14 protein-coding genes are annotated in these 12464 nt (G+C 58.7%); 4 read left to right on the plus strand and 10 right to left on the minus strand.

The features are described 5' to 3' along the window. Positions 1-158: 158 nt before the first annotated feature. Positions 159-1196, plus strand: a complete 1038-nt coding sequence (locus tag BMY84_RS20975) for a radical SAM protein (protein ID WP_093086314.1) — start codon at positions 159-161, stop codon at positions 1194-1196. A 345-nt stretch (positions 1197-1541) separates the two neighbouring features. Here the strand turns inward: BMY84_RS20975 and BMY84_RS20980 are convergent, their stop codons facing one another. The 10 genes from BMY84_RS20980 to BMY84_RS21025 all read right to left on the minus strand — a co-directional run bounded on the left by BMY84_RS20980 (position 1542) and on the right by BMY84_RS21025 (position 10607). Continuing rightward, on the minus strand, positions 1542-3386 hold the full coding sequence (locus tag BMY84_RS20980; RefSeq protein WP_093086315.1) for an ATP-binding protein: 1845 nt from the start codon (positions 3384-3386) through the stop codon (positions 1542-1544). Then, the gene (locus BMY84_RS20985; protein WP_093086317.1) at positions 3383-4603 is read right to left on the minus strand and encodes an SIR2 family protein; all 1221 of its coding nucleotides are present in this window, start codon (positions 4601-4603) and stop codon (positions 3383-3385) included. Before BMY84_RS20985 ends, BMY84_RS20980 begins: the two co-directional genes overlap by 4 nt. 426 nt (positions 4604-5029) lie before the next feature. Then, positions 5030-5950, minus strand: a complete 921-nt coding sequence (locus tag BMY84_RS20990) for a nucleotidyltransferase and HEPN domain-containing protein (protein WP_093086319.1) — start codon at positions 5948-5950, stop codon at positions 5030-5032. After that, positions 5950-6387, minus strand: coding sequence for a TA system VapC family ribonuclease toxin (locus BMY84_RS20995; RefSeq protein WP_093086320.1), 438 nt, complete (start codon positions 6385-6387; stop codon positions 5950-5952). The genes BMY84_RS20990 and BMY84_RS20995 overlap by 1 nt, the downstream gene beginning before the upstream one ends. Further along, entirely contained in the window at positions 6384-6608 is a 225-nt protein-coding gene (locus BMY84_RS21000) for a CopG family transcriptional regulator (protein ID WP_066860643.1), read from the minus strand. The genes BMY84_RS20995 and BMY84_RS21000 overlap by 4 nt, the downstream gene beginning before the upstream one ends. 68 nt (positions 6609-6676) lie before the next feature. Further along, positions 6677-7075, minus strand: a complete 399-nt coding sequence (locus BMY84_RS21005) for a hypothetical protein (RefSeq protein WP_093086322.1) — start codon at positions 7073-7075, stop codon at positions 6677-6679. A 16-nt stretch (positions 7076-7091) separates the two neighbouring features. Further along, positions 7092-7997 carry a phytanoyl-CoA dioxygenase family protein gene (locus BMY84_RS21010; RefSeq protein ID WP_093086323.1) on the minus strand — a complete coding sequence of 302 codons (906 nt, stop codon included), beginning with the start codon at positions 7995-7997 and terminating at the stop codon, positions 7092-7094. A gap of 12 nt (positions 7998-8009) precedes the next feature. Then, positions 8010-8624, minus strand: coding sequence for an acyl-homoserine-lactone synthase (locus BMY84_RS21015; protein ID WP_093086325.1), 615 nt, complete (start codon positions 8622-8624; stop codon positions 8010-8012). A 282-nt stretch (positions 8625-8906) separates the two neighbouring features. Then, positions 8907-9665, minus strand: coding sequence for a LuxR family transcriptional regulator (locus tag BMY84_RS21020; RefSeq protein ID WP_177204110.1), 759 nt, complete (start codon positions 9663-9665; stop codon positions 8907-8909). A gap of 666 nt (positions 9666-10331) precedes the next feature. Further along, on the minus strand, positions 10332-10607 hold the full coding sequence (locus tag BMY84_RS21025; RefSeq protein WP_093086328.1) for an HU family DNA-binding protein: 276 nt from the start codon (positions 10605-10607) through the stop codon (positions 10332-10334). Between the two features lie 281 nt (positions 10608-10888). On the opposite strand from BMY84_RS21025, the gene BMY84_RS29900 reads away from it, so the two are divergent. The 3 genes from BMY84_RS29900 (at position 10889) to BMY84_RS21040 (ending at position 12456) form a co-directional block, all read left to right on the plus strand. Next, on the plus strand, positions 10889-11290 hold the full coding sequence (locus BMY84_RS29900; RefSeq protein ID WP_177204111.1) for a hypothetical protein: 402 nt from the start codon (positions 10889-10891) through the stop codon (positions 11288-11290). 40 nt (positions 11291-11330) lie between these two features. Continuing rightward, entirely contained in the window at positions 11331-11531 is a 201-nt protein-coding gene (locus tag BMY84_RS21035; RefSeq protein WP_093086519.1) for a hypothetical protein, read from the plus strand. Between the two features lie 130 nt (positions 11532-11661). Next, positions 11662-12456 (plus strand): fructosamine kinase family protein, encoded by a 795-nt coding sequence (locus BMY84_RS21040; RefSeq protein WP_093086329.1) that lies wholly within the window; start codon positions 11662-11664, stop codon positions 12454-12456. Positions 12457-12464 lie beyond the last annotated feature (8 nt).

The following is a 12464-nucleotide window of genomic DNA, read 5'->3' on the forward strand; positions in this document are numbered from 1 at the left end:
CATGATGGCTTCCAAGGTTGGTGTCGCAACCCCTCGGAATCATATCGAAACTCGGCCGTCCACCGTTGCGTTAGCGTTCCGACACAGCCTCTAAGGGCCAGTATGAGCCACAGCCGACCAGGGCGATCGGCAGCAAAGCGGTCGAAGCCCATATCGTAATGTCGCGAGGTTGCGACTGGAATTGCAGCTTCTGCACTGAGCGGCGGGATCAATCCGGCGGCGAGCGCAGGCGTGATTTGCACTCGGTCGAAATGGAACTTAAAGAATTGATGCTTCGGCATGAAGACCTCCGCATCCAATTCATTGATGACAATCTTCTGCCGCAAATCGGCGTTCTTGACGCCGCAGACCGCGTGGGGCACGCAACAGCTTTGTCATGGGCAGATGGATTTCTCTCTATGCTTCTGGAGATCAAGCGCGATAGAGAGGAGAAGTTCGGCTGGCGCGGCATTTTTCGTGTCGAAGATTTCTTCGCTTATGAGAGAGATTTGCCCAACTTCCTCGATAATCTGCAGGCAAGCGGTTGCCGCATGCTTGCCTTCGGCATCGAACATGGGAACGACGTCAAGCGCCGCAAAATGAAGGCCGGACCGTCGGCCTCTAATGCAAAATTTCAGGAACTGTTTGCGCGTCTTCGAAGTATCGGGATTCACAGCAAGGCTTATTTCATCCTAGGTGGTCAAAAGGAGACGACCGAAACAGCCGAGGAGACGATCCGATTCGCAATCGATTCAGGTGTGAGCCTTGCCTATTTCGCACTATACAAGGAATTCGTACCTGCGTTGAGAACACTTCAGCGGGCGCAGATAGATGGTAGCAATATTCATTCCAGCTATTCACATTATGATCAGTTAAAAATTAACTGGGATACCATCATGGATACTGCTGATGGGAATGTAGACGATCACGCGCTGAGCGCATTCATCGGGCGCATCGATCCGAATCGGGACCAAATCGACCCGAAAGCTTTGCTGACATGCTATGACCAATTGGCTCAGATCGGATTTCGGTTCGCTGATCTCGTCAAATATAGTGATCATCACTCGACAGAATCGCCCGCATCAAGCATATTGAACAAGGTTAACTTCAGCAACCAGGACGCGTATGAAGCCAAAGTCGCTGCTGCATATGTTCGCTTCTACATGCGGCCTGAATTCATCGCTACGTACAGAAGTCTCCTCGCCAGCGGTTACTAAAAAGCGGATTTATAAAAGAATATTGCTCCCCTCGGCGAGCATTGCTTTTCAAAATTTCTCCGGCTTGGCACGTCAGAAGTCGGTTTGCCGCATGATGTACCAGGCTGGCATCTCGTAGTCGCACGTCGCACGGCGCTGAAAACGATCAACAGTGCACGGGAGAAAGCCTGGATTACGATGAAATCGCGGGGGGCCTTGGAGTTTTGGACGTTGGTGAAAAGCCTGAAACCTTCGCGATTCATGTCATTACATATCATGCGGCCATTGAACTCGATATTGCGCTTAGCAAAATCATTCCGCGTACCGAAGATTTGTTCAGCGGCACCCAAACGTAGTTTGCTTCGCTCAAAACGCTGTCATTCTTCCTACAACTGTTGTTAGCGCTTCCGCACTCGTGCCTTCAGAAGACCAACCTTCAGCAAAAGAGATATCGTGTGAGTTTGGCAATTGATGACGGCTGAGGGTTCGCAACCTTATCCTAGAGGGAATCGCTGCCGCCTCGCCAACGAAAAGCGCCTCTTGCCTTGGCAGCGAGGAAAGCATTTTAGTCATACCCGCTAAGCTATCCGGCAGGATGCGGGAGACATGTTCTTGGTCAGTGCTATTGGCAAGGCGCAATACAATCCATGAGTTGCACTGAGATATGACCGTATCTTCAATGTCGGATGGACGTTGCGAAACAAGCATAAGACCAAGACCGTATTTGCGTCCTTCGCGCGCAAGTCTCCGCACGGCGGTTTGCGCCACTTCATACTCAGCGTCACCACGATTAGGGACGTATCGATGCGCCTCCTCGCAAACAAACAGAACTGGATCTCGCTCGCGCTCTTCTCGTGTCTGATGAAGCTTGTATTGAAACAGCAGGCGTGCGATTGCACCCGTGAGTGGTCCAGCCACTTCATTGGGCAATCCTGAAATGTCTATGATCTTCAAGCAGGCGTCGTCTGCTCCATCTACATTCAGGAATTGAGACAAAACGTCAGAAAGGCTCGGCGCATCTGGCCCATGCTCTTCCATGAGGAACCGAACGCGCGGGTCAGTCCTGAGCACGCGAAACTTGTTCAGTATCGACGCATAGTCTTTTTGGAAATCCGAAGCCGTCACGTCGGTCCAGTTCGGACCGTTACGCTTAGCCTGACGCTCCCTAATATGAGTTTCGAATTCAGAGAGAGTGAAGGGACGAGGCTTGTCCCGGTCAAACGAGACGAGTTGATCTTCGTTCACTCCAGCCATTGGCATAGGCTGTTCGGGATGTTGTCCAGCCGGAAGATCTGCAGGAATCCCGCCAGCTGCGCTCCGAGCAAGGCCAGCCCCTACCATTCGTGCGTGAGCAAGCGCCTTATAGACAGTGTTTGCCTGAGACGTTGCTTCGAACTCCGTTTTGCCGATCACAAGCGAGCGGAATTCATCGCTAGACATGAGCCAGTAAGGCAGTTTCAGCGTGGAAATATCATCTGCGTTATTCCCTAGCGCATCATATGCTCGAAAAACTTTGGCCCGGTTGCCAAACGCTGAGGCGTACTCCCCGTGCGGGTCGATCAGAATGATACAAGGTCGAGTGCCCTGCTCGGGTCGGCATCGATGCTCTAAAATAGAGTGGATGACGGCTGCGACAGCGCTCGATTTGCCAGATCCGGTAGAGCCAAGAATTGCGCAATGGTGACCGAAAAGCTTGTCCATGTTCGCGCGGCAAGGCACGCGAGTTGCACCTACATAAGAGCCGATGGGCACGAGGCGATCTGCTCCATCGTCCGAGGCCCTCTCCGCACTTGCAAAAAGCTTGTCGGTTTCTTCTTTAGTTATCAAATGTACTGCCTGAAGCGGCAGAGGGTATGTCGAAACCCCACGTTTAAAAGCCAATTCATTCTCTGCGGCATTAAACCAAGCTTCGCCAAGCATATCGGCTTCTATCACCCTGCGATCTTGATCGAAAGGCTTGCCCTGCGTTGCTGAGAGCGCCGCTGCTTCTTCATCGGATTGGAGCCGTAAGAGCCTTACGGTGGCGAACAGAATTCGGCGTCCAAGGTGCATTTTTACAATGCTGCCTATTTGGCCAACGTCATAAACGCGGCCGCTGTGGCTCCTCGTCAGTTCGGTTATATCGCGCTTGAGCGCGACTTTTATGGCGCTGCCAGCAACTTCGAAGACCGTACCAATCTCCAAATCGGAATCTAGGAGGAATGCGCTCATGCCATCGCCTCCTGGATGTCTTTTGGAAGTCCACTGGCAAGAAGGGTTGAGGCTCCATCGAACGTCCACCAGTCCCTCTTGCCGTCGTCAACGGAAAAGACTGGTCCGATTGATCCCTGGTAAATGCCCTTGGGGCTTGCCACGAAAAGCCGCTGGTTCCAAGCTTTAGTCTGCCAATCCTTGAGAGTTGGAGGTAATTCGCCGTTCGGCTCGTCATTGAAGGCAATGACAGTTAGCTGGCTCCTCGAAGAAGACATGGCAATTTCGATCTCGGCGTTAATGTGATCATCTCCGAACGAGTAGCCGCAAACGAGAAGGACGTGATCATTACCTTGAGATAGCCGCCGCCTGAATCTCTGAAAAATTTCGGCGAAAGGATCACGCTGCGTATTTAGATATTTTGTTGCTTGCGGATAAATCATGACTGAGCCGCCAGGGCCTGGATAGGTGTCACCATGCCTAACTCGCAGCAAGTTCGTTTTGCCGGAATGCGGTCTATACCAGTCGATCGAGCCATGCAGCTTGGAAACCACAGCGCGAGTCCCTATCTGGTTCGCGTAGTTCTGAACATTCCAGAACGCGACGCTACCTCCAATGAATCCATCTTGAAATTCTATCCCAGCCAACGCGAGGGCGTCCTCGAGCAGCGTATCGTAGTTGGTCGTGAAGAACTCCACTGGCGTCCGGACAAAGTCGAGACCGGCGCGGCTGGTGCCGAAAACGGCTTCGACGAATTTCTGATGCCCCGAGATGTCAACGATGGCCTTACTCTGGCTGCCTATTTGTGCCTCGGCGACAACCTCTCCCTGGCCGTTTTTGCGTGCTGCTCGGTATCCCCATCTTACAGTCGAGGCGATTTGTTCGATCAGGCCTGTATGAACTTCTTCGAGCTTCTCCCTCGAAACGCGCCCTCCGCCAATATCTACGCCGCCGGTCCGCGACCGCTCAGCAATGGATATGAGATCCCCAAGATGGGTTAGATGATGCTCGATGTGCGAGGTTTCAGCGCAATCGCCGATAACAAAATCCAGAACGCGAATGGCGTCGGCATCAGCCGCGAACAGGAAGTTTCGCGCCAGTTCCATAACTCGATCGGTCAACGGGTACATCAGGGGAATATTGGCTGGGTAGCTGACGCCTGCCCCGAGGAGCCAAGTCTGCTTCGGACTGTTCAGGTGCTTCTCGAACTGTTCGGCAATATCTGCGTCGTGCCCCATTATACTCCCCGTGGTCCAACGTTTTAATAGGGAAGCACAAATAGCGACACTTCACGTGTGCTTCCCACTGCATTTTACTATCGCTTGCACAACGTATTGTCATCTAAATCTGGAAAAGCCCTGAATATGAGCCATTCGCATAATCATTGATTCCAAGCGGACCGGGCGGACAGTCCCGATCTCCATTCCCGGAAGCGGTCATTCCGGATGGTGAAGCGGCAGCTTTTCGCAGTGATCCGCCACGGAGCGGACCGAGCACAATGTCCCCATTCTTGCCGTTGTGGAACCGGCCGACAGGTCCCCATCCTTGCCGTTGCGGGGCCGGATGAACGTCCCCAGAGGTGTCTCGGCTTGACGTTGGAAAAAATAGCAGCGCCGAGTTCCAGCGCGCAATTGTCCGATACCTTAACTCCATATTCCGCCGCCTCAGTGGGCAGCATTCTTGCGGAGGCTCGCGATATGAGCCGTGCATATCTGGTGGGTCATCTGCCCCAGAATTTCGATCCGCTCGGCGAGCCAGTTCAATTCCTCAGGTGTGATCCGGTAGTGCTTTGAATAGCGCGCCTTCACATAGGCGTCCTTGAGCTTCTGGAACATCGCCCGTTCCTTCCGCGTTCCGCGCGGCCAGACGTCGAAAAGGGAATGGTCCCGGCCTTCGGCCTGGAGGCGCAGGAACGCTATATTGTGATCGTATGGGGTGTAGAACGTCAACGTGAGAAGGATTGCCTGATAGAGGCCTTCAGTCACCTGATGCAGATCAAATGCCGCCTGTTTCAAGTAAGATTTCTCAATCGCAATCTTTGCGAGATCAAATCGCCGCATCGCGTCCGGGAAATATTCGTCAAAATATTCCTGTGCGGCCTCCAGCGCCTGGTTTGGCGTCTTGGGCTTGGGCTTGGCGAGTTCTCGACTGTCTCCGTCATAGAGGGCGATGCCTTGCTCCGCGATCTCCATGAAGAAGACCCGGCCATGGGCAAGGCCCTGGTTCACCTGCTGGAGCGAATGGACGATGAAATGCACCGGCGTGTTGATCCGCTTCTCGATGAGATAGGCGTCGATCAGCCTCTGCTCCGCCACCGACCAGTAGGCGGCGACGTCGGCCATTTCCTTCTGGTTGACGACGACCAGTATATCCATGTCGGACTTATACTGGTTGGCGTCGAACGGCGCATCGACCCAGTCGCCCCGTGCATAGGAGCCGAACAGGATGATCTTGAGGATGCGCGCCGATTTCCGCCGGCCCGTCGCATTTTCGGTCGCCTCGCGAAATTCCGCGAACAGAATGCGAACGACCTCCTCGAGCTCGCGCTGCTTGGCCGCGGGGAGATGGTCGAGGTCCGTGCGCATCATTGATGTCCGATGAGGTGAAGGGCTGCCTTGCCGCCGCTGACGGCCCTGGGCGAAAGCCGCCGGTCGAACGTGGCAAGCTTGCCATCATGCGCCACGGCAAGCGCGAGGAGATAGGTGTCGGTAACCTGCGCTGAGGTCAGAAGCTGGGTCTCGTCGACCCGCTCGTCGGCCAGCAGGCTGATATCGTCAGCCCAGAAGCTGTGCCCTGGCAACTGCCGCATCTGCCCGATGATGCGCGCCACCTCGGCTGGCGAACCGGGGGTCGAGGGATATTTGACGTTCCCCACAATGCGGACGACACCATTTTCCGTGATGGGGCAAGTCGCCCAGGCCCTGGCGCCGATGGACTCGAACCAGTGATGCGCGGCATCATGGCCGACATGATTGGGATCGATCAGAGCAACGAGCACATTGACGTCGAGAAGATAGGTCACGGCGCCTCGTCTCGCAGCGCGTTGACGATCTCTGGCGTTACCACAACACCGGGTTTCGCGGCGAGGAGGGCGATGCCGTTGCGGCTGCGTGCGGCTTCGGGCGCGCGCAGTGATCGCCGGGCCAGATCGGAAACGACCTGGCCGATCGAACGGTTCTGATGCTCCGCGATGGCGCGCGCGGCTTCCATCACATCATCATCTATGACCAGCGTCGTACGCATCGGCTCATTCCTGTCGCATCTGTCATCACGCATCATATGAGATGCGCGGCGGCGACGCAACTCCCGGCTCACCGGGCCCATCGTGCAAGCCCGTCCATGATACGGTCCAAAGCGTGCCGGGTGTCGTCCGTCATGGTGACGATAATCCGCCGCTTGTCCATATCGTCATGCCGGCGTGCGAACACCCCTCGGGCGGCAAGCTTTGCTGCCCAACGGTGCGCGCTGGAATCCGGTATGCCGGCCGAGAGGCAGAGCGCCGACTGATAGACGTCCCGTCCTTCGCTCTCCGCTTCATAAAGTTCAAGCAGCATGTCCCAATTGAAGTTGGCGCATAATTTCTGCCCAAAGGCCGCCTGCACCAGTCGCCGTTCCTCTATGAGGGCCCGGCAGATCCGCGCGCGATCCTGGCGGCGGGCCTTTTCCGATTCCTCCGGACCGATGGGCTCGCCTTTCCTTGTCATGTCCATGCTTGTCCGCCTTTCGTCAGGACGGAGAGACGGAAGACGACAGTCCTTCGCGGCGATAGGCCTCGATTAGCGCATGCTGCTCGTCGCCGAGCGCGTCGACGGCGCCGACCTTGGCATCGGGACTGCGCAGCATCGTCGAGGGACAGCGGCCCTCATAATTGCCGAGGTTCGGACGATGGATGCGATAGCCGACGAGGTCCGAAAGGTCCGGGTCGAATTGCCTCGCCACGTCAGGCGGATAAGCCAGCCATTGCAGCTCATAGGGCTTGAGCCAACCCAGCGCATAGCTGACGATCATGCCGCGACGGGGGCTACCGGTCCTGTTGGCGCCGCCCGCGTGAAGCGTCGATCCGAGAAACAGAAGGGCCGAGCCCGGCTCCATTTCAGCGACAATCGCCTCGTCGGGATCGAGGATCATCTCCTGCTGCCGCCGGTGGCTGCCCGGCCAGACCCGCGTGGCGCCATTGTCCCTGGTAAAGGATGTGAAGGGCCACATCACATTGACGAGGAATTCGACATGGAGGTCGGGATCAACCAAGCGGCTGCACGGCCACATGTCCTGATCGCGGTGCGGCACCTGCTCGATCGAGCCGGGCATGAGTTCGATCGCCTGGGTGAGGTTGAGCGCGACATGGTCGCACCAGGGGCCAAGGATCCTGCGGACTACCGCCAGTATGAGGTCATGCTGGACGAAGGCCTGGGCATGCGGAGAGCGATTGAGCAGGCTGCCGAACCTCTTCGTGTCATTGCCGTAGAAGGGACCGGTGGAGGCCGCAGCCCTCTCGAAATCCGCGGAGAGATCCTCGGCGAGGTCTCGGGCGGAGGCGGCGGGGAGGGCGGCAGGAATGATGCAATAGCCCTGGTCGAGCAGGGCGCTCGCGTGACGATCGGCGAGCGGGGCAATGTCGGGTAAATTTGCCATGGTCGCTTCTCCTCAGGCCGCCGCAGCAGCCGCGAAATGAACGGGTGTGTCCTGCCAGACGCCGGCTTCGGCCATGCGCGACGGGGTGTCCCTGTCGATGCTGATCTCCATGGCGCCCGTCATGCCGCAGGGAAGCATCTGCGGGAGACCGAGCGGGCGACATTTCCAACCGAAGGACAGGATCTGGCTGAACCAGGGCATGTCGGCGACGCAGCAATAGCGCTCGATGCCATTGTCGAGCGCGAAGCGCGCCGCCATTGTCACCAGCCGGTTGCGGACCTGCCGCCGCTGCGCGGCCCTCAGGTCGCGCGACAGGCAGAAGCGCGAGATTTCCCAGACTGCCTGGCTGGCCGGGGGACCGGCCTCGCACAGGAAATCGAAAATGTCGCCGAGCAGCGTCGGGCCGCTGGTGGGCAGCAGCCGCATGGAGCCCAGATGCGTGCCGTCCGGCTCGGCCGCGATCAGATAGAGGGTCTGCGGTCCGTCGAACTGGTCGATCTCATATTGGCCCTCGAGAACCGGGACATCCCAGCCCAGAAGATCGACGAAGACGCTCTTGCGCGCCGCGTACATCGATCGCAGCGCTGCATGTTCCTGCTCGCGACTGCCCTCAATGATGTGGGTCATTCTGGCTCCCTATCTGCTGTTGCCTGTTGCCGGTCGAGGTTTGCGCAGATGGGGGAGGGGAGCCATCCCGCGAAAAAGGGGGATGGCGGGCAGCGATGACCAGGGGCATCATCGGCCCACGGATGTGGGTCATTGGACGCCGTTATGGCGTGACAGGCGAGGGCGGCGCTCCGGGCGCATGTGGGCGCATTCGGTCAGACCTCATGTCTGCCGTTGCAAGGGGCCATTCAGGGGCGGCAGCGGCAAGGTCGTTACCGAACGCCCTGGCTTCTCCGCGTCAGCCTAGGAGCGGCAAAAGGATCTGTAGCAGATCTGCCCGTCGAAAAGGCATCGCGCTACAAGCTCCGTGCGCTTGAAGACATCGTAGCGCCGCATCGCATCCTCCACATAATCCCGCACCGTGTGGTGGGACAGGTCGAGGATGATGCCGATTTCCCTGTCCGTCTTGCCGCAGGCGACGAGCGCGATGCAGTCGAGCTGCCTGGGAGTGAGCGTCGGCACGCGATCGTCGCCGGTCGCAAGGCCCCAGCGCTTGCACTGGATCCGCCGCGCGGCTTCGAAGGCGAACATGCCGATGACCTGCACCGCGCCCAGCAGTTGCGCGGTCAGCTCGATCGGCCCGCGTCCTCCAAAGGAGCAGGTGCCGCGATATTCGCCGGGCGAATGCACGGGAACGGTGAGGCCTTCGACGAGGCCGAAGGGGCGGGCCTCGTCGAGGATGCGCAGCTGACGTTGGGTCAGGCTGATCATCGAGGGAATGAGGCTCCAAAGGAAGGCGGTGACCGTCCGCGTGCTGGCCGCGTGGACCGGATCGTCAATATAATAGTTGCTGAGCAGCGAGCGTTCGACCCATCCCTCATGATAGTTCATGATGATGGTCGCTTCGCGGGGCGGCCCGACCAGATCGACATGGCTGACGAGCGCGAACTGCTCGCAGCCGATGGATGGCGTGATATCGCAAAGCAGGGCCTTCAAGGCAAATTCGTCTTCCGCCATCCGGCAATTGCCAATGAATTCGCTAAGCTGTGGACCGATATACATGGGCGTTCTCCTCACTAGGGGCAGCGCCTTTGGGCAGTCTTCTCTCCAGGCAGGGTGGCGCGCATAGACGCGCCATCTGCGTTGCACGCGCCCGGGCATTCCGGTCGCGTGTCCCGCTCACCGCCTGGCTCTTGCCCTCAGCCGGCTTGTCCAACCGGCTGGAATCCTTCGCTCTACGGGACCGTTTGAGAGTATCTTACCTCACCACCGATGGTAGTGGGTTTTCGTCCGAAACGGGATTTTGTGACATTTTCATGAATTGCCGTTGCAGAAGCGCAACGATTTTTCCCAGACGATTTCCGGGATGATGAGCTTTCATCCACATCGACCCTCGTTCACTCCGACTTTCTGGAGTGTCGACCATTCGAAAGCATGCCGTGAACTGGGCGAATACCCCAGCGCGACCCCATCAAGGCATCGCTGTCTTGACGGGGGCGTCCCCGTGAAGCGGGCAAACGCTGTCGACGGGCAGCATTGCCCGGAAGCTGGAACCGTGGTTGGAGGGAAAGCGCGATCGAGACCGCCACTCGTGGCCGCGTCCTGGAGGCGAGGGTGTGGGACGATGGCGCTCCATAGAGAAGGCGCCGGACGATCGATCTGATCGGCCCGGCGCTGCTGCAGGAGTGCTGATCGAGGCGCGGCCTTAGTCGGCCGAGCCCGTCCGGTTCAGCCGTTCAGCCGATCCTTGAGGGCCTTGGCAGGGGTGAAGCCCAGTTTCCTGGAGGCCGCGATGCTGATCGTCTCGCCGGTGGAAGGGTTGCGACCGTCGCGTGCGGCGCTGTGCTTCACCTTGAACTTGCCGAAGCCGGGTACGGAAACCTCCTCATCCTTTTCGGCAGCTGCGGCAATCTGCGCGAAAAGCCCGTCGACGACCTTCTTGACGTCGGTCTTGGCGAGACCTTCATTGGCTGCGATCGTGGCGATGAGGTCGGAAAGCGACATGGGTACTCGTCCTTGTGATGCGAATCGTGGCTCCGTTTGTTGCCGAAGCGGTGGCGAGCCGTCGAGGGAACGACTCGGCGACTTTGCTGCTCGATGCGCATTGGTCAGCGCTTTTCAGATGCTGGTATCGACGAGGGCGGTGGCGGCGAGACGATCCGGGCGGGGGTCGGTTTCTGGCCTTGGGATGCGACCGCGGATATAGGCGCGGGGGACATTGGCTCCGGAGCGGGCGGCAGCGCTTTGAGCGCCTGAAGGGCGGCAGGGGCGCCGGCACGGATCGCGTGCTGAAGGATGTCCCGAAAATCCCGCTCGCCGACCGCCTCGATGGGAAGTTCGACAACGATCGCACCATATCTTGCGCGAAGCGCGCTGCGCGCCGCCGCAATCTCCTCCTGCAATCTGCACTGGCGCGCTTCGAGGTCGGCCAGGCGCTCACGGTCATTCTGTTTGGGCATGATCCATTTTTCCTTATGGGTCTGCCCGCCGATGTCGAATGTGGCACGATTTCATGCCGATGCAAGGTCGAGGGCAACGCGCGTTGGCAATCTTGGGGCAAACATGTCTTTCCTGATCCTGGCGTCGCCGGCTCGATGAAGCGGCGGTCCCACTGGCGCGCTGTGGAATTCAAAGCTAGGCCTCGCAGGCAGTGCGTGATGACCGCCCCGGCAGATCGGCATATATGAAGGGCTTACACCAATGGCGTCGCGCCGCTATCGGGGCGATATGAGCATCATAGCGACCATCATGAACTCGGCGACGGGTCAGCCCATCCAGAAGATGACTTTCGGACGCATGCCCAAGCCCTGGGTGACCTTCAATCTCGAGACGGGCGAGCGGGTGACCGCGGACCCTGCCCATGTCGGCCAGCCCGCTCCCGGCACGTTCGCCGCGCCTGTCGAGCTCTGGGTGACGCCCAAGGGATAAGAGCGCATGGAAGGGTAGAGGCGATGGCAGCGTGCGATCCTGACATGAGCGGGAGGCAGGGGTCCATGATTGCGGGCGCCGCGACTTCTGAAAGGAGGTGGGACGGTTTGAGGCGAGCTTTGTCCCTGTCATGCTGATACGCGCCTCTACCCTTCTGGGCCGCCAGGTGCGCGCGGTCAGTCGGCTCTCGGGTGGCGACCTTTCGAGCGTCTTCCGGCTCGATCTCGGCAATGGCGACACGGCCATCGCGAAACAGGCGCCAGATGTCGCGATCGAGGCGCGCATGTTGCGGCATTTGGCGCTTCGCAATGTGCCAGTGCCCGGCGTGATCGCACAGGATGGCGATCTCCTCATCATGGAGGATCTTCCCTCTTCGCGTGGCGGCGTCCGATCCTGGGCGGAGCTTGCCGAGATACTGGACAGTCTGCACGGCCGAAGCGGCACCCATTATGGCTGGGAGGAGGACTATGCCTTCGGACCTGTCGCGATCTGCAATCGCCCGACGTCGAGCTGGGTGACCTTCTGGGCCGATCAGCGCCTGCGCTGCCATCTGCCCTATGTCGGTTTCGTCGTCGGCGAACGGATTTCCGCGCTTTGCGATCGACTGGGCGATCTTATTCCCGACAAGCCGGTGCCCTCGCTCCTCCATGGCGATCTGTGGTCGGGGAATATCCTCTTCAACGGCGACCAGGTTGCCGGGCTGATCGACCCTGCCTGCTATTATGGCGATCGGGAAGTTGATTGTGCCATGCTCGGCCTGTTCGATAATCCGCCGGCCGCATTTTTCGAGGCCTGTGGCCTGGAAGCAGGCTGGGAGCAGCGCCAGCCTGTCTATCGGCTCTGGCCGCTTCTGGTCCATCTTCGCCTGTTCGGGGACGCCTATGCCCGGCAGGTGGGGACATGCCTTGGCGAACTGGGGTTCTGAACCCGTCT

Source organism: Sphingobium sp. AP50, from assembly GCF_900109095.1.
Classification (GTDB): domain Bacteria; phylum Pseudomonadota; class Alphaproteobacteria; order Sphingomonadales; family Sphingomonadaceae; genus Sphingobium.